Source organism: Lactobacillus sp. X-49 (assembly GCF_057063645.1).
The window spans coordinates 15,834-33,105 of sequence record NZ_JBXSQM010000015.1; the positions used below are offsets into that span (position 1 = coordinate 15,834).

Consider the following 17,272-nt stretch of genomic DNA (forward strand, 5'->3'; position numbering starts at 1 on the left):
AAGTTTTATGGACAATTGGCAAGATCAACCAAAATATATCAAATCATTTGCTGAAGGTGATTGTGCAATTTCTACACAAAACTTAAGTGTTTTTTATGGCGGTACAATTCAGAAATTATTTGATGTTAGTTTGGGGTTTAAGAAAAATACAATTACGGCTCTAATTGGTGCTTCTGGTTCAGGTAAATCAACATTTTTGCGTTCGTTAAATCGAATGAATGATCAGGTAGCACGTGTGGATGGGAAAATTATGTTTCATAATTTGGATGTTAACCAAAAAAAGATTAACGTTTACGAATTACGTAAAACAATTGGAATGGTATTTCAAAAGCCTAATCCGTTCCCTAAGTCAATCAAAGAAAATATTATTTATGCGTTAAAAGCAAATGGTCAACAAGATAAAGTTAAGTTAAATCAAATTGTAGAAGAAAGTTTAAGGGCAGCTGCTTTATGGGATGAAGTTAAAGATAAACTTGATCAAAGTGCGCTCGCTCTTTCAGGTGGTCAACAGCAAAGACTTTGTATTGCCCGAGCAATTGCATTAAAACCTGAAATATTGTTATTGGATGAGCCGGCTAGCGCACTTGATCCGGTTTCAACTGCTAAACTTGAAGATACGCTGAAGCAGTTACGCAAAAAATATACGATGGTAATGGTAACACATAATATGCAGCAAGCGTCTAGAATTAGTGAATACACCGCTTTTTTCCATCTGGGACATGCGTTAGAATATGACACAACTACTAACATTTTCACTAATCCGCAGGGAGAAGTTACAGAAAAATATATTCAAGGTAGTTTTGGCTAAAGGGGTGCAAGTATGACTAATGTGATGGAAGCGCAAAACGTTAAACTGAATTATGGCAATTTTGAGGCTTTGCATGGTATTACCCTGGCTTTTCCTGCTCAGAAGTTGACCGCATTGATTGGACCATCGGGCTGTGGCAAATCAACATTTTTACGTTGTTTGAACCGGATGAATGATGATATCGATGATATTAAGATTAGCGGCAAAATCTTGTTAGAAGGTAAGGATATTTATCACTCGCATCTTGACCTAGTTGCATTACGAAAAAAAGTTGGAATGGTTTTTCAGCAGCCAACACCATTTCCTTTTTCCGTTTTTGATAATGTAGCATATGGGCTGCGTGTAGCGGGAGTGAAAGATAAGCAGTTAATTGAAGAGCGAGTTGAAGAGAGCTTAAAGCAAGCTGCAATCTGGACGGAAACTAAGGATAGTTTACAAAGAAATGCTCTAGCATTTTCTGGCGGACAGCAACAACGCATTTGTATTGCACGCGCACTGGCTGTTAGACCAGAAGTGGTTTTATTGGATGAGCCCACTTCAGCACTTGATCCTATATCTAGTGCTGAAATTGAAGAAACATTAATGGGATTAAAACAAAAGTACACTTTTATTATGGTGACGCATAACTTGCAGCAGGCAAGTCGAATTTCAGATCAAGTTGCTTTTTTAATGAATGGTGAACTAATAGAATCTGGTTCGACACAGGAGATGTTTTTAGCACCGCACAAAGAAATTACTAGTAATTATCTTAACGGTCGATTTGGTTAAACTGGAGTAAACAATTATGCATGAAATATTTTTAGATGAATTAAAAAAATTAAACGCCAGATTTATGGAAATGGGCGTCCTTGTCAATGATTTAATTGACAAGGGAACAAGATCATTTGTTGCCCATGATAAAAAAATGGCACAAGAAATGATTGAAGAAGATAAAGAAGTTGCCAAGGAAGCAGTTAAAATCGAAAAAAAGGCCCTAGATTTAATTGCGCTACAACAGCCCGTTGCAACGGATTTTAGAGTAGTAATTAGCATTTTGAAGGCGACCACTGATTTGGAAAGAATTGGTGAAAACGCCAATAGTATTGCTGTTGAAACTGTTCGGGTAAAGGGAAACCCACGAATTGAAGAAGTAGAAAAAGTCATTTCAGGCATGACTCATCAAGTACGAACTATGTTAATTCAAGTTTTAACTGCATATGTTCAAGAAGATGAAAAGACTGCACGTGAAATGGTTGAGGGTCATGAAGAAATTTATGATGATTATAAAAAAGCTAGAAAAATGATTATTGATGGTGTTGAACAAGACCAGAACGTAGCGGTTGCATCTGCTAGTTACTTTGTTATTATCAGATTACTTGAAAGAATTAGTGACCATATTGTGAACATAGCAAACTGGGTAATTTATAAAGTGTCTGGTGAATTATACGAATTGCTTGAGGTAAATTCGAAATAACTTGCATTAGATAGTCGTTCCTGCTATACTTAACAAAGTAAATTCTACCTAAGACTCGGGTGGTTCAATACCTTAATTTCCCGCCGAGGCCAGAAGATAATGAAGATGATAAAGCTCCATGTCTTGCTTGGCATGGAGCTTTTTGGCCTTATGGAATTTATTAATAAATTTGATGGAGGTGAATTTGATTGAGTAAAGCTGCTATTGCTGAAAAAGAAAAGTTTGTTGAAGCGTTTGCTGAAGAACTTAAGGCTGCAAAGGCGATCTTGGTAATTAATTATCTTGGCTTAACTGTTGAAGAAGTTACTAACATGCGTCAAGAACTTCGTGATAACGATGTTAAGATGAAAGTCATTAAAAACACTTACTTAAGACGTGCGGCTGCTAAGGCTGGCATTGAAGGTCTTGATGATACTTTTGTTGGCCCAACTGCTGTTATTTATACTGATAATGCAGATGACATTACTGAACCAGCTCGTATTGTTTCTAAGTACGAAAAGGATTTTGACGTTATCGACATTAAGGGTGGTGTGCTTGAAGGTAAATTGACTTCTAAAGAAGAAATCAAGGAACTTGCTGCTATCCCTGGTCGTGAAGGTTTATTGTCAATGCTTGTTTCTGTATTACAAGCACCTGTTCGTAACGTTGCTTACGCCGTTAAGGCTGTTGCTGATTCAAAGGATGAATCTGCAGAATAATTAAATTGATTTTTAACTAATACTAAATTTCGGAGGATACATAAGTATGGCTTTAGATACTGAAAAGATTATTGAAGACTTGAAAAATGCTTCAATTCTTGAATTAAATGACCTTGTAAAGGCTATTGAAGATGAATTTGGCGTTTCAGCAGCTGCTCCAGTTGCTGCAGCTGCTGCTGGTGGTGAAGCTGAAGCTAAGTCAAGCTACGATGTAGAATTGACTGCCGCTGGCCAAGAAAAGGTTAAGGTTATTAAGGTTGTCCGTGACATTACTGGACTTGGCCTTAAGGACTCAAAGGATCTTGTTGATGGCGCTCCTAAGAACGTTAAGGAAGGCGTTTCAGAGGATGAAGCTAACGACATTAAGGCTAAACTTGAAGAAGTTGGCGCTTCTGTAACTTTAAAATAGTTACAATCCAACTGGACAAGTTAATAAAAAACGCGTGTTTGCAATTTGCAAGTGCGCGTTTTTTGTTGACAATTAATATTTAAGCAAATAAAGTTTGCAAATATTGCTGTGTCCGCTAAAATTATTTAGATATAGACTATTTTAGAATCGAGTAAATTATGACTGATCCAAAAAATCAAATGTATTATGCGGCAAATCCAATGGCTGACCATGATGAACGCTTGATTGATTATCATGTAGACGGAATTGACTTGAAATTTACCACGGATGCAGGAGTTTTTTCAAAAAAACGAGTAGACTATGGGTCTGGCGTTTTAATTAAGGAAATGGTAGAAATAGTATTTCCTATCGCTAACATTTTAGATGTTGGAACTGGTTATGGACCATTGGGATTATTTGCAGCAAAGTTATGGCCAGAACAAATTGTTGAAATGGTCGATGTTAATGAGCGTGGATTGAAATTGGCACAAAAAAATGCTGCTTTAAATGGAATTAGTAATGTGAAGATTTATTCTTCTGATGTTTATAATCAAGTTGAACCAACAAAGAAGTTTGGTCTTATACTGACTAATCCACCAATTCGCGCTGGTAAGAATGTTGTATCTGATATTTTAACGGGAGCTAAAGAGCATTTGGTTGAAAATGGTATTATTTTAGTGGTAATCCAAAAAAAACAAGGTGAACCAAGTGCTCGTCACTTGCTTCAAACTACATTTGGCAATTGCACGATTTTAAAACGCGATAAAGGTTACTATGTGTTACAGGCGGTGAATCACTAATGGAATTTACGAAAGCTGATAAGGAAAAATACATGCAGTTGGCGTTTGTGCAAGCAAAAAAAGCACAGGAATTGGGTGAAGTACCGATTGGAGCAATCGTAATTAGTCCAGACGGTCAAGTTATTGGAAAGGGTTATAATCGGCGTGAAGTAGAGCAAGATGCAACGCAGCATGCCGAAATGATTGCTATTAGAAATGCTTGTACTGTAATAAATACATGGCGTCTAATTGATTGTAGCTTATTTGTAACGCTTGAGCCTTGTCCGATGTGTGCAGGCGCGATTATTAATTCACGTCTAAAAAATGTTTTTTACGGTGCATTGGATCCCAAGGCTGGGGCCGCAGGTAGTGTAGTTAACTTATTTGATATTGCTAAATTTAATCACCATCCTAATGTAATCCGTGGATTGTATCGAAAAGAAGCAAGTCAGATGATGAAAGATTTTTTTAAAGAAATTAGAATTAGGCAAAAGCATGCTAAAGATAATGAAAAAAGCAAAATTTTAGCAAAATAGTGGAAAAGTTAACAAAAATACGGTATCATACTTTGTGGGCAATGTTCGACCTCTGAAGCGTGTCAGGACCGGAAGGTAGCAGCACTAAGGTTGCTTGAACATGTGCCTTTTATTAGACATTTACAAACTCTTAACTCTTTCAAAGAGTTAAGAGTTTTTTACTAGGAAAGAATATCAATGGCTTATCAGGCATTATACCGCAAATGGCGACCCCGCACTTTTGATAGTGTCGTTGGTCAAGAAGATATTACGAATACTTTAAAGCATGCAATAAAGCGCGGCACAATTTCACATGCATTTTTGTTTGCTGGTCCACGCGGTACTGGAAAGACTTCGTGCGCCAAAATTTTTGCCAAGGCATTAAATTGTACTAATCTTAAGGACGGTGAGCCATGTAACAGTTGTGTTAACTGTCTTGCAGCCGATAAAGGAGCAATGGCTGATATTATAGAAATTGATGCCGCTTCTAATAATGGCGTTGATGAGATTCGTGAGATTAGAGATAAGGTTAAGTATGCACCTACGCAAGGAAAATATAAGGTGTATATTATTGATGAGGTTCATATGTTGTCAATGGGTGCATTTAATGCGCTATTAAAGACATTGGAAGAGCCACCAGAACATGTCGTTTTTATTTTGGCAACAACAGAATTGCAAAAAGTTCCTGCAACGATTATTTCCAGAACACAGCGCTACAATTTTAAGCGAATTTCACAAAAAGACCTTGAAAAGAGAATGAAGTACATTCTTGATCAAGAAAAAATTAAATATGATGACCGGGCTTTGACTGTTATTGCTCAAGTTGCTGACGGTGGAATGAGGGATGCTTTAAGCATTTTAGATCAACTACTTAGTTATGAAAAAGAAACGGTTGAATATGAGGCTGCCCTTGAAATTACTGGATTCGCGGCTAAGGAGGATGTTGAAAAACTCTTTTTATCAATCTTACAAAAGAATGTTGACAAGGCATTGGAACTGGCACAATCTGAACTGCAAAAAGGAGCAAGTTCTAAAAATATTTTGAATGAATTAATTGATCTTGCTACGAATGCTTTGATGGTTGTTAAAACTAATGGAAATAGTCAAGGAAATTTTTTAACAGCAGACTTTACGAAAAAAATTAAAGATATTCCATTAGAAAATTATTTTAAATTAATATCCTCTGCTAATACAGCATTGAACAATTTGCGTTATACTAATCAGCAGCAGATTCCGCTTGAAGTTTTTCTGGTTGAAAGTACCAATATTTCTGCGACCATAGTTTCTCCACCTAGAACAGAAATGGTAAGTAACAAGAATAATAATTTACAATCTGAAGTTTCGGCCTTAAAAAAACAGGTTGTATCATTAACAGAACAAGTAGCAAGAATTAGTCAACATCACACTAATAGTAGTCAGATTTTTCATATTGATGATGGTGATAATCGTATTTCAAAAAAGGTAAGTGCGCCTGTTAAAGAACAAAAACCGTCGAAAAAGCTGATTAAAAATAAGCAGCATAACCAGAAAAATCGTGAACAGGTCTATCAAGTCTTAGAAAATGCAACTAAACATGACTTGCAAGCAATTAAAGATATTTGGCCCGATTTGCAATCCGTTCTGCAAGTTTCGCAACGAGCGCTGCTAGATGTTTTGGAGCCAGTTGCAGCAAGTTCAAGTCAAGTTGTGATGAAATGCAAGTATACCCTCTGGTTTGAAAAAGCAAGTTCTGATGATGATTTGCTGACTATTCTGACCGAACAGATTGCTAAATTTGCTAAACATGAATATCAAATTGTTCTTGTTCCGGATGAAGATTGGTTTACGGTTCGGAAGGACTTTTTACAAGCACATGGAACTGAACTGCTAAAGCGCAAGAAGCAGGTAAATAATGAGAATCAACAAGAAGAAGTAAAAGCTGAAAAAGAAATTGTGGAAAAAGCCAAAGAAATATTTGGCGATGCAGTTAAGGTAAAAGATTAAAGGAGATAATTATGAGTAAAAGACCTAACTTTGGTGCAATGGGTGGCATGAATATGCAACAAATGATGAAGCAGGCGAAGAAGTTACAAGAACAAATGGCTCAGGAACAACAAAATATCACTGCTCAAGAATTTTTAGGTAAATCTGCTGATGATTTAGTTGTTGCTACTTTTAGTGGTGATCGCAAATTGAAGAAAATTTCTATTAATAAAGATGCTATTGATCCTGATGATCCGGACATGTTGCAAGATCTTATTATTGATGCGGTTAACAAAGGGTTAACAGAAATTGATCATGCAACGCAAGCAAGCATAGGAAAATATACGAAGGGTATGATTTAATTGCAATATCCAGCGCCGATTGCACATTTAATTGATGCATATTTGAAATTACCAGGTATTGGAGAAAAAACGGCAACAAGGCTAGCATTTTATACTCTAGATATGCCTGATAATGATATCCATAGTTTTAGTGTAGCTTTAAATGAAGTTAAGGAAAAGTTACATCGTTGCTCGATTTGCGGTAATATAACTGAAAAAGATCCTTGCGCAATTTGTAGTAATCCTGAACGTGATCAGTCAACAATCATGGTTGTTGAACAACCTAAAGATGTCATGGCTTTTGAAGATATGGGCGAATATAATGGTCTGTATCATGTTTTGCATGGCGTCTTGTCGCCAATGGATGGAATCGGACCCGAAGAAGTTAATATTAAATCACTTATAGTTCGTTTACAAAAGCAGGATAGCATTAACGAAGTTATTTTGGCATTAAACTCAACCCCTGAAGGTGAATCAACCGCGATGTATATTAGTAAGCTAATTAGACCAGCAGGAATTAAGGTGACACGTTTGGCTGCTGGATTAGCAGTTGGTAGTGATATTGAATATGCAAATTCAATTACGCTGAAACGGGCAGTACAAGGGAGAACATCAATCGAATGAAACAAAATAAAGTAAAAAAAATGGGGGATGATAGACTAGTTGCATCTATCGAAAAATTGCAAGAAGAGATTGTGATTCAAAAAAATCTAGACCCCACTACCTTAGATATGTCGGAAAATAATATTGTTGCTAATAAAATTTTGCTAGCTAAGTACGCATTTTTATATAATGAAGCCCGACATCGACACACAAGATTTAGTGGTTTCACTAATGCAATATCGGAGTAAAAGTTCTCTTATATGAGGACTTTTTATTTTTCCTAAAATTAAAAGTTCTTTAGGGTGTTCATATAGAACAAACTCTTGTAAAATAGAGACATGGAGAGTTTTATGAAAAGTTTTTTTATTAGTTTTGAGGGACCTGATGGGTCCGGTAAGAGTACGGTTTTGGAACAAGTTGTAGCCCAAATTGCTCCTCGCTTGCAAACACAATATCTAGTAACGCGTGAACCAGGTGGTTCAGAAATTGCCGAAAAAATTAGACGATTCATTTTGGATCCAGCTAATGAAAGGATGAGTGCTCAGACAGAGGCACTGCTTTATGCAGCTGCACGAAGTCAACATATGGCTGAGACAATTTTTCCAGCGTTAAAAGCTGGTAAGGTTATTTTTTCTGATCGTTTCGTTGATAGTTCTTTAGCTTACCAAGGAATTGGACGTGACTTAGGAATAAGCGCAGTCAAGCAAATTAATGACTTTGCAACGAATGGAACAGAGCCGAATTTAACGCTGTTTTTGGATATTCCACCTCAAGTGGGATTAGCACGAATTGCTAAAGAACGTGCTGGTGAAGAAGATCGCTTAGAACAAGAAAAACTAGCTTTTCACCAAAAAGTTTACCATGGTTATCAACAAGTTGTTCGGGAGAATCCCGATCGTATTAAGGTAGTTGATGCACAACAGTCAATCAACGAAGTTGTTGCTATCTGTCTAAAAATAATCGTAAACGCATTACCAAAAAAATTGCTAAAGGACTGATTCAAATGAAATTAATAATCGCAATTGTACAAAAAGAAGATGCCACTAGATTACAACGTGCTTTTGTTAAAGCAAATGTTCCTGCCACTAAGTTATCAACAACGGGTAGCTTTTTAAGCGAGGGCAATACAACTTTTATGATTGGAATTGATGATCAGCACGTTAAGCAGGTTTTACGTATCGTTAAAGAAGAGTCGAAGGCACGCGAAGAGTATATGAACCCTAATATGATGATGACCGGGTTTGATGTTAGTCGGCAGCCTGTTCAAATTACGGTAGGAGGGGCTACATGCTTTGTCATACCGGTAGAAGAGTTTAAGAAATTCTGATGGAAGTTGATATTACAAATAAGGATGAACAGCGGGCTATATTTTTAAAAAAAGCAACTGAACAAAAGAAATTAGCTCATAGTTATTTGTTTTTTGATATAAATGAACAACAGGCACTAAATACTTCATATTGGTTGGCATGTCTTTATAATTGTACTGGGAAAAATAAACCAGACGGAACTTGTCGTAATTGTCGACAAATTATTTCAGGTAATCACCCAGATGTTCTGTTGGTTACTCCAGAAAATAAGCAAAGCCTTGGAATTGACCAAATTAGATATTTAAAGGATGAGTTAGCAAAGAGTCCGGTTCAAAGTGACACCCGCTTCTTTTTTATTAATGAAGCAGAAAAGCTTACGTTATCTGCGTCTAATGCATTGCTTAACTTATTAGAAGAACCAATTGCTCCGGTCGTTACAATTTTAATTACTAATAACTCGGCACAAATTTTGCCAACTATTCGTTCAAGAACACAAATTGTTAATTTTTCAAGTGATGAACATGATTTAGGTTTAAACGAACGTTTACTGGAAAATGGTTTTAGTCATGAAGAAATTTCTGAATTAGGTAATACCCAAGCATTAGATCAAGCTTGTAAATATTTTTATCAAGAACTGTTGGAACATAATTCTTTAGCAATGATAAGCGCGCATCAGTTAGCCGATATGGCTAAAACTAATGTGCAACAAAATTATTTGCTATTTTTATTAAAGGAAATGGCTCAGAATGATTTAATTAATAATAAACAGCAGATGGGAGCAAGATTTTTAAAGTATTTACTTGAGGTTGATAAAATGCGCTACAGTAATGTTGGTTTTCGGAACTTACTGGATTATCTTGCTCTGCAATGAAAAAGGTAGGTGTTTAGATGGTGGATTCATACTCAAAATTACAAGAACTGCATGATTCAATGGTTAATATGACTAAAACAATTGAAAGCCTTGAAAACAGTATCTTGGATACTCTTAAAGAAAATACAGAATTAAAAGTAGAAAATCAACTTCTTCGAGAAAAAATGGATAAATTAAATAATGCTAATACGGGTTCAATTAAAACTCAAAGCGGGTTGGAATCTTTAAGGCAGATATATACATCTGGTTATCATATATGTAACATGTATTATGGTTCCCATCGAGATCCTAGCTCGGATTGCATGTTTTGTTTAGACATTCTCGATAATTTTGGCGAGAAAAAGAAAACACACTAAAGGACTGATAAAATGCAGCAACAAAAAAGTTATGATCAAGAACGGGGCAAGCTTTATTTGGTTCCAACGCCAATTGGTAATTTGGAAGATATCACAATTCGGGCCAAAAAAATTTTACAAATGGCTGATTACATTGCGGCTGAAGATACGAGGACAAGTGGGATTTTACTTGAAAAAATCGGTATTCATAATCATATGTTGTCTTTTCACAAATATAATTCAAAGGCTCGGGCTCCAGAATTGATTAAACTGATGCAGGAAGGGGCAGTAATTGCTGAAATTAGTGATGCAGGGATGCCCGTTATTTCAGATCCTGGTTATGTTTTAGTTCAAAAATGCGTTGAAAATAATATTCCAGTTGTTCCCCTTCCTGGCGCTTCGGCCTTTACAACTGCTTTGATTGCTTCTGGTTTTGATGCACAGCCGTTTACCTATTATGGCTTTTTGCCACGTAAAATTAGTGAACAGTTGCCCTACTTTAAGCAGATGGCGGCCGCTCATGCGACATCAATATTTTATGAAGCTCCTCACCGCTTATGTAAAACACTTGTTAATATGGCAGTCGAAATTTCTTCAGACCGAAAAATTGTTGCAGCAAGGGAATTAACCAAAATACACGAAGAATTTGTTCGTGGTACATTGGCTGAATTGACAGAATATTTTACCGAGAATAGTCCGAGAGGAGAATTTGTCGTTTTAGTTTCTCCTAATGATGAGGTTTCAGTGCAACTGTCATGGCCGCAATTAATTGCGCAGGTTAATGACTTAGTATCTCAAGGAATGAGTAAAAAATCGGCGATTAAGGAAGTTGCCCAAGAGAACGAAATTTCTAAAAATGAATTATATGAACGATATCATCAGAAATAAGGTAGCAAAATGAAGTATAGTGAAAAACATCAAGTTAATTTTTATGAATGTGACGAAAATGAAAATTTGAAATTGCAGGCAATGATCGACTTAATGATGAGTACGTCAGAACATCAATTAAATGGTGATGCTGCCGATACAATTGCATTAAATGAGCGAGGTCTTGGTTGGGTGGTGACACAATATCATGCCGAAATTATTGATTTGCCTCACCCTAATGAACAGATAACGATTATTACTAATCCGGTTGGCTATAACCGTTTCTTAGAATATCGAGATTTTGCGATAAATAATGCTTCTGGAAAAGAAATCGTTAAGATGAAAAGTGAATGGGTTTTATTTGATTTACATAAACGTAGATTGGTATCTACTGATAGTGACCTAATGGATAAAATTGGTGTTCCTCTTTTGAAAAAAATGCCGCGGTTTCCAAGAATTCGTGTGCAACAAAAGTATCAGGAGCATCGTAATTACCGTGTTCGCTATGATGATTTAGATACAAATCATCATATGACTAATAGTCATTATTTTAATTGGTTTATTGATTCGCTTGATCGGGATTTTTTAAAACAGAATATGATTCAAACAATCGATATTAAATTCAACCAAGAAGTACGCTACGGACAAAACCCACAAGTGTTGGCAAGTTTGGTTAATGATGAGAATAATCTCAAGTCATATCATGCAATTGCTGATGAGGAGCGCAAAGATAAAGCCGTTTGTGAACTAATTTGGCGCAAATTATAATATAATTAGGCACGGTTATAGGCCGAGTTTAATTAAAGAAAGAAAGTGCTGCAAATGACGACGAAGGAAATATTCAAAGTTGAATTGCGTGACTTAATTTTATTAGGATTTATTGTGGCAATCAAAGTAATCCTTGGGCGCTTTACAATAGGTACAAATATAGCACATATTGGTTTGGGATTCATTGGCAGTGTTTTATTAGGATACTTGTTTGGTCCAATATGGGGAGCTGCTGGTGGTGGAATTGCAGATATTATTTCTTCAGCATTATTTGGCAATCAAGGTGGCTTTTTTATTGGCTTCACATTAAGTGCAATGATAGGTCCTTTTATCTACGGACTGTTTTTTTATAAAACTCGAGTAAGTATTTGGCGAATTATTGTGGCAACTTTATTAGTTACTATTATTGTAAATATTGCGATGAATACCCTTTGGCTTCATTTTTTATATGGTATTGATTTTAAGGTTGCACTTATTCAGCGAATTCCGCTTGAAGCTATTTCACCTTGGATTCAAATGGTTGTCACGTATTTTGTATTGCGGGCAATTTCGCGTGTTAAAATAAAAAAGTAATTGTTAAGTAAAGGTAAAAATAATTAAAGATGAAAATTTTAAGTGTGTCAACAGCAACTAGTCAGCTTAGTGTGGCTCTTAATGAAAATCAAATGGTTGTTGCCGAAAAAGATGAGCAAGATGAGCGCAATCATAGTGAGCATCTTGATCCCTTGATTAATGAGATTTTAGTAAGTAATCATCTTAAACTGAAAGATATTGATCGTTTTGCAGTTGCTATTGGTCCAGGATCATATACTGGTTTACGCATCGGTGTGACTACTATGAAAATGTTTGCGAGCATTTTGCATAAAGAAGTTGTAGGAGTTTCTACTCTAAAAGCTTTGGCAGCAAGTTGTACTGATAGTGATACACTAATTGTTACAGGTATTGACGCACGCAATGATAATTATTTTGCTGGTGCTTATTTAAATCAAAATGGTCATTTGGTGAACATTTTGGCAGATGGACATTATTACATTACGACTTTTTTGGATCAAGTTAATCAATATTTAAAAGCTCAAAAAATACCGAAGGTAATTTTTCTCGGTTCGGGGTTTGAAAAGCAAGAAGAATTAATTAACAAATTGACTGTACCTTTTAGTTATGGAACAAGTATTCAAAATCAAATTCATGCAGGGTTAATTGGCAAATTGGCTATGGATGAAGAGCCAGTTTCGCCTGATCAACTTTTACCACGCTACTTGCGGCGAACGCAAGCCGAAGTAGATTGGCAAAAGAAAACCGGAAAAGCTTTTGGCTCGGATAATAGTTATGTGGAAGAAGTTTGATTCTTTAATCAATTTTTCGCGGCTAATACCGCCAAAAACAAAACTTTATTTTGATGATAGTATTTTTATGTTAAATAATCATCGATTACAAGCTAGGCAGGCAAGGCTTGACGATATTTTTGCAATACTAGAACTTGAAATTAAGGTTTATGGTTATTTACCTTGGAGTAAAGAGCATTTTCAAAGTGAATTACAGAAAAAAACTGCGCTATATATAGTTGTCTATGACGTGACAAATCTAATTGCGGTAGTTGGAATTCATTTAAATGGGGAAAATGGTCACATTACCTATTTAGCAGTTTCTCCTGTTTGGCAAAAGCAGGGTTTAGGTACATATTTATTACGGTTAATTATTAATTTAGCGCAAAAATGGCATTGTGTACGATTAAGTTTGGAAGTTAGAAAAGATAATAAGATAGCTCAAGAATTGTATTGCCGATTCGGTTTTGTTACTAATTTCGTTCGACCAGGTTATTATCAGGACGTACACCAGGATGGTTTGAATATGATATTAGATCTGCCAATAAAGCAAAAGAAAGGGAAAAATTTTGGATAGTAAAAATGATATCCGTATTTTGGCTTATGAAAGTTCATGTGATGAGACATCAACCGCTGTTGTCAAAAACGGTCGAGAAGTTGAAAGTATGATTATAGCAACGCAAATCAAAAGCCACCAGCGGTTTGGTGGGGTTGTCCCTGAGGTTGCTAGTCGGCATCACATTGAGGTAATTAGTCAGATAACTGCTAAAGCCTTAACTCAAGCAAACGTGACTTGGCAAGATATTGATGCAATTGCCGTTACTTATGGTCCTGGACTTGTTGGTGCGCTATTAATAGGGGTTAATGCCGCTAAGGCTGCTTCAATGGCAACAGGGATTCCCTTGATTGGCGTCGATCATATAATGGGACATATAATGGCCGCACAATTAACTTCTGAAATTAACTATCCTGCTCTTGCTTTGCAGGTTTCTGGTGGTCATACAGAAATTGTTTTACTTCAAGATCCAACTCATTTTGAAATTGTTGGAGATACACGCGATGATGCTGCTGGTGAAGCTTATGATAAAATTGGGCGTGTTCTAGGAGTGAATTATCCAGCTGGAAAGACAATTGATAAATGGGCACATGAAGGACAAGATACATTTAACTTTCCACGGGCTATGATGGAAGATGATAACTATGACTTTTCTTTTTCTGGTCTGAAAAGTGCGTTTATCAATACCTGTCATCATGCTGATCAAATTCATCAAGAATTGAATAAGTATGATTTGGCGGCTAGTTTTCAAGCAGCTGTGGTGGATGTTTTAGCTACTAAAACAATTAGAGCAATTAAAGAATATCAACCCAAGACCTTTATTATGGGTGGCGGAGTAGCCGCTAACCAAGGCTTGCGTGAGCGAATGGAACAAGAAATTGAAAATTTATCTATAGGTTTGAAACCCAAAGTTATTTTGCCAGAATTAAAATTATGTGGTGATAATGCTGCAATGATTGGTGCTGCAGCTTATAATTTGTATAATGAAGGTAAGTTTGCTGACTTATCGCTGAATGCTGATCCTTCACTTGAATTACCTTATGCTGATTAGATTTTGAATTAAAAAAGTTGACCTCTTTATTAAAGAAGTCAACTTTTTTAATATTCACGATAAAAGGCTACTAATGATCCTTGATCGCAGGACATAAAACCACATTTTTGATAAAAGGAACGAGTGTTAGGTTCATCAAGGGTTAATAATAATTTTTGTCTTACATTTTTGTATTTTTTTAAGACTAGTGTTACTAGATGAGAACCGATTCCTTTATGCTGATATTTAGGTTGAATTAATAAATCTTGAATATAAATAATAGAAATACCATCACCGACAACTCGAATTAAGCCAACTAATTGTTGATTATCAAAGGCTGCGATAACATCTAGGGAATTTTCAAGAGCAATTTTTAAAGAGGGCATGTCTACGGTGTATGAAGTCCAACCGACACTTTCATATAAAGATTTTAATGCTACCAAACTTATATTTTTAGTTACTTGATACTCCATTGAGGCTCCTTTCTAACATTAAAGTTAATATTAAATTAAATTAAATTAAATTAAATTATATTGTTAACATTAAAAATTTTCAAGCTCGATCATGATATTTTCCCATTTCTCATTCGTTTTAGTTAGTTCAGTTTGAATTGCTGATAAGTCTTCTTGTAAAGGCTCAAGTTTACTAAAATCAGTTGCAATTAGCGGATCAGCCATTTCGCTCTGGATTTTTTTCTGTTGTTTTTCTAAATTATCAATTTTAACTTCAATTTTTTCAACTTGTCGCTGTAGTTTGCGCTTTTGTGAGTCTTTCATTTTTTGTTCCTGATAAGATAATTTAGAGGTTTTTTGCGCGCTTTCATTGTCTAGCTTAGGCACAATTTTGGTGGTGGTAAGTTGCTTATTTTTTTTATCTAAATAATAAGTGTAATCTCCTTCATAGACTGTTACTTGTTGAGGATTAACTTCAACAATCTTATTGGCTAATTGATTAATAAAGTAGCGGTCGTGAGAGACAAATAGTAGGGTACCATCGAACTTTTGTAAAGCCTGCTCAAGTACTTCTTTGGCTTCTAAATCTAAATGGTTAGTTGGCTCATCCATCAATAAAAAATTATTATGTTCTAGAGACAAAACGGTTAGTGTTAATCTTGCTTTTTGCCCACCAGAGAGTTGCCCCACAGTTTTATCAATATCTTTTGCTGTAAACAGAAAACTAGCTAATACTGATCTAACATCCCGTTCTGGCATCATTTTGTGACGATCCCAAATAGTATCAAGCACAGTTTTACTAGAATCAAGTAATTGTAATTCTTGATCATAATAACCGATATCAAGCGATGCACCATATTTAATAGAACCCATTTTAGGTTGTAATTTTTTCATAATAGTTTTAAGTAAAGTAGATTTACCAATGCCGTTAGGTCCGATAACAGCAACTCGATCCCCTTTGTTAACTTGCAGATTAATATTATTTACCATAATTTTATCAGGATAACCAATTGTTAAATCGCGTAAAATCAAAACCTCTTTACCAGAGGGATGATCACTTTTGAAATTAATTTTGACTTTATTTTTATGTTTTGGTGGAGTAATGCGATCAATTTTTTCGAGTTGCTTACGCCTGCTCTGGGCTCTTTTAGTAGTTGTAGCCCTGACGATATTTTTTTGGATAAATTCTTCGTCTTTTTTGATTTTTTCTTGTTGTTTTTCGTATGCTTCTTCTTGCTGACGATCCCTTAATTGACGCTGCTTTACGTAATCAGAGTAATTACCTTTGAAGGTTGTTAATTTTCCAAATTGTAATTCAAAGATTTGATTGGTCAAATGATCCAGAAAGTACTGGTCATGTGAAACCACTAAAATTGCACCATTGTATCCTTTAAGAAATGCTTCTAGCCAATCTAGCGTGTTTAGGTCTAAATAGTTAGTTGGCTCATCGAGTAGTAATAGTGGTGGCTTATGTAAGAGTAATTTAACTAAAGCTAAACGGGTTTTTTCACCCCCAGAAAGACTGCCGATAATTTTGGTCCATGTTGCTTGTGGGAAATTGAACCCATTTAAAACAGTTTTGATCTCTGCTTGAAAGGTATAGCCACCTTGTTGTTCAAAATCAAATTGCAGCTGATCATAATTTTTTAGCAATTTTTTATCTTGCGGATGTTCAGCAATTTTTTGCTGTAATTTTTGAATTTGAGTTTCCATATTAATTAATGGAGTAAAAACGCTAAGCATTTCATCCCAGATGGTTTTATCTTCGTTTAAACTATTTTCTTGTGCAATGTAGCCAACTTCAATCTCCTTATTAATGATAAATTCGCCATGAGTTGGTTCTTCTTTGCCCATCATTATTTTAAGAAGGGTGGTTTTTCCCACACCATTTGGGCCTACTAAACCAATTCGCGCATTTGCGTCAATTGAAAAATTAACATTGCTAAATAAAGTATTGGCACCAAATTGTTTTTCTAAATTGTGTCCTTGTGCTATTATCATATTTTTCACCTGAAGTCTATTTTAGCATATGAAAAGCAGATACAGTGGACTGCAAAAATGACTTTAAAAATTTACAACTTTTTTATAAGTAATAAAACAAAAATAACAGAAAATTGTGTTAATTACTTATATTCGCATAGTAAAGTTGTCTTTGTTGTGTTAAAATTTGGTACATTGTGAAAAAAATATTTGCAACTTAAGCAACTTTATAGGTAA

23 protein-coding genes, 1 other RNA gene and 1 other annotated feature are annotated in these 17,272 nt (G+C 35.5%); of the genes, 22 read left to right on the plus strand and 2 right to left on the minus strand.

Annotation, left to right across the window (positions count from 1 at the left end; translation table 11 throughout):
* The first annotated feature begins 7 nt into the window (after positions 1–7).
* The 22 genes from pstB (ACYIAQ_RS07540) (at position 8) to tsaD (ending at position 14,624) form a co-directional block, all read left to right on the plus strand.
* On the plus strand, positions 8–808 hold the full coding sequence (gene pstB, locus ACYIAQ_RS07540) for a phosphate ABC transporter ATP-binding protein PstB (protein ID WP_483563209.1): 801 nt from the start codon (positions 8–10) through the stop codon (positions 806–808).
* Between the two features lie 12 nt (positions 809–820).
* The gene (gene pstB / locus ACYIAQ_RS07545) at positions 821–1,576 is read left to right on the plus strand and encodes a phosphate ABC transporter ATP-binding protein PstB (protein ID WP_122018678.1); all 756 of its coding nucleotides are present in this window, start codon (positions 821–823) and stop codon (positions 1,574–1,576) included.
* Between the two features lie 16 nt (positions 1,577–1,592).
* Positions 1,593–2,261: a phosphate signaling complex protein PhoU gene (gene phoU, locus ACYIAQ_RS07550; protein WP_122018676.1), complete on the plus strand. Its 669-nt coding sequence runs from the start codon at positions 1,593–1,595 to the stop codon at positions 2,259–2,261.
* Between the two features lie 29 nt (positions 2,262–2,290).
* Positions 2,291–2,415: a sequence feature (ribosomal protein L10 leader region), on the plus strand.
* A gap of 34 nt (positions 2,416–2,449) precedes the next feature.
* Positions 2,450–2,959 (plus strand): 50S ribosomal protein L10, encoded by a 510-nt coding sequence (gene rplJ / locus ACYIAQ_RS07555; RefSeq protein WP_122018674.1) that lies wholly within the window; start codon positions 2,450–2,452, stop codon positions 2,957–2,959.
* 46 nt (positions 2,960–3,005) lie between these two features.
* On the plus strand, positions 3,006–3,368 hold the full coding sequence (gene rplL / locus ACYIAQ_RS07560) for a 50S ribosomal protein L7/L12 (RefSeq protein ID WP_122018672.1): 363 nt from the start codon (positions 3,006–3,008) through the stop codon (positions 3,366–3,368).
* Positions 3,369–3,526: 158 nt separating this feature from the next.
* A complete protein-coding gene (locus tag ACYIAQ_RS07565) occupies positions 3,527–4,147 on the plus strand; it encodes a class I SAM-dependent methyltransferase (protein WP_483563210.1) in 621 nt (206 codons plus the stop codon).
* Entirely contained in the window at positions 4,147–4,662 is a 516-nt protein-coding gene (gene tadA, locus ACYIAQ_RS07570) for a tRNA adenosine(34) deaminase TadA (protein WP_233551602.1), read from the plus strand. The genes ACYIAQ_RS07565 and tadA overlap by 1 nt, the downstream gene beginning before the upstream one ends.
* Positions 4,663–4,690: 28 nt before the next feature.
* Positions 4,691–4,784, plus strand: an RNA gene (gene ffs / locus ACYIAQ_RS07575) — signal recognition particle sRNA small type.
* 55 nt (positions 4,785–4,839) lie between these two features.
* On the plus strand, positions 4,840–6,624 hold the full coding sequence (dnaX, locus tag ACYIAQ_RS07580) for a DNA polymerase III subunit gamma/tau (protein WP_483563211.1): 1,785 nt from the start codon (positions 4,840–4,842) through the stop codon (positions 6,622–6,624).
* Positions 6,625–6,635: 11 nt separating this feature from the next.
* On the plus strand, positions 6,636–6,965 hold the full coding sequence (locus ACYIAQ_RS07585; RefSeq protein WP_483563212.1) for a YbaB/EbfC family nucleoid-associated protein: 330 nt from the start codon (positions 6,636–6,638) through the stop codon (positions 6,963–6,965).
* Positions 6,966–7,568: a recombination mediator RecR gene (recR, locus tag ACYIAQ_RS07590; RefSeq protein WP_122018664.1), complete on the plus strand. Its 603-nt coding sequence runs from the start codon at positions 6,966–6,968 to the stop codon at positions 7,566–7,568.
* The gene (locus ACYIAQ_RS07595) at positions 7,565–7,795 is read left to right on the plus strand and encodes a YaaL family protein (RefSeq protein WP_369916857.1); all 231 of its coding nucleotides are present in this window, start codon (positions 7,565–7,567) and stop codon (positions 7,793–7,795) included. The genes recR and ACYIAQ_RS07595 overlap by 4 nt, the downstream gene beginning before the upstream one ends.
* Before the next feature lie 102 nt (positions 7,796–7,897).
* Entirely contained in the window at positions 7,898–8,545 is a 648-nt protein-coding gene (tmk, locus tag ACYIAQ_RS07600) for a dTMP kinase (RefSeq protein ID WP_483563213.1), read from the plus strand.
* Positions 8,546–8,550: 5 nt separating this feature from the next.
* A complete protein-coding gene (locus tag ACYIAQ_RS07605) occupies positions 8,551–8,874 on the plus strand; it encodes a cyclic-di-AMP receptor (RefSeq protein WP_122018657.1) in 324 nt (107 codons plus the stop codon).
* On the plus strand, positions 8,874–9,725 hold the full coding sequence (locus tag ACYIAQ_RS07610; protein WP_483563214.1) for a DNA polymerase III subunit delta: 852 nt from the start codon (positions 8,874–8,876) through the stop codon (positions 9,723–9,725). Before ACYIAQ_RS07605 ends, ACYIAQ_RS07610 begins: the two co-directional genes overlap by 1 nt.
* 20 nt (positions 9,726–9,745) lie before the next feature.
* Positions 9,746–10,081, plus strand: coding sequence for a DNA replication initiation control protein YabA (gene yabA, locus ACYIAQ_RS07615; protein ID WP_122018755.1), 336 nt, complete (start codon positions 9,746–9,748; stop codon positions 10,079–10,081).
* A gap of 12 nt (positions 10,082–10,093) precedes the next feature.
* Positions 10,094–10,948, plus strand: coding sequence for a 16S rRNA (cytidine(1402)-2'-O)-methyltransferase (rsmI, locus tag ACYIAQ_RS07620; protein ID WP_483563215.1), 855 nt, complete (start codon positions 10,094–10,096; stop codon positions 10,946–10,948).
* A gap of 9 nt (positions 10,949–10,957) precedes the next feature.
* Entirely contained in the window at positions 10,958–11,695 is a 738-nt protein-coding gene (locus tag ACYIAQ_RS07625; RefSeq protein WP_483563216.1) for an acyl-[acyl-carrier-protein] thioesterase, read from the plus strand.
* Between the two features lie 54 nt (positions 11,696–11,749).
* Entirely contained in the window at positions 11,750–12,268 is a 519-nt protein-coding gene (locus tag ACYIAQ_RS07630; protein WP_483563217.1) for a folate family ECF transporter S component, read from the plus strand.
* 29 nt (positions 12,269–12,297) lie between these two features.
* Positions 12,298–13,038 (plus strand): tRNA (adenosine(37)-N6)-threonylcarbamoyltransferase complex dimerization subunit type 1 TsaB, encoded by a 741-nt coding sequence (gene tsaB / locus ACYIAQ_RS07635; protein ID WP_483563218.1) that lies wholly within the window; start codon positions 12,298–12,300, stop codon positions 13,036–13,038.
* A 67-nt stretch (positions 13,039–13,105) separates the two neighbouring features.
* Positions 13,106–13,594 carry a ribosomal protein S18-alanine N-acetyltransferase gene (gene rimI / locus ACYIAQ_RS07640; RefSeq protein WP_483563219.1) on the plus strand — a complete coding sequence of 163 codons (489 nt, stop codon included), beginning with the start codon at positions 13,106–13,108 and terminating at the stop codon, positions 13,592–13,594.
* Positions 13,587–14,624, plus strand: a complete 1,038-nt coding sequence (gene tsaD / locus ACYIAQ_RS07645) for a tRNA (adenosine(37)-N6)-threonylcarbamoyltransferase complex transferase subunit TsaD (protein WP_483563220.1) — start codon at positions 13,587–13,589, stop codon at positions 14,622–14,624. Before rimI ends, tsaD begins: the two co-directional genes overlap by 8 nt.
* 47 nt (positions 14,625–14,671) lie before the next feature.
* Here tsaD and ACYIAQ_RS07650 read toward each other — a convergent pair whose 3' ends face one another.
* Together ACYIAQ_RS07650 and ACYIAQ_RS07655 are read right to left on the minus strand one after the other, a co-directional pair.
* Positions 14,672–15,076 (minus strand): GNAT family N-acetyltransferase, encoded by a 405-nt coding sequence (locus tag ACYIAQ_RS07650; RefSeq protein ID WP_483563221.1) that lies wholly within the window; start codon positions 15,074–15,076, stop codon positions 14,672–14,674.
* 69 nt (positions 15,077–15,145) lie between these two features.
* Positions 15,146–17,056 carry an ABC-F family ATP-binding cassette domain-containing protein gene (locus ACYIAQ_RS07655; RefSeq protein ID WP_483563222.1) on the minus strand — a complete coding sequence of 637 codons (1,911 nt, stop codon included), beginning with the start codon at positions 17,054–17,056 and terminating at the stop codon, positions 15,146–15,148.
* Between the last annotated feature and the right edge of the window lie 216 nt (positions 17,057–17,272).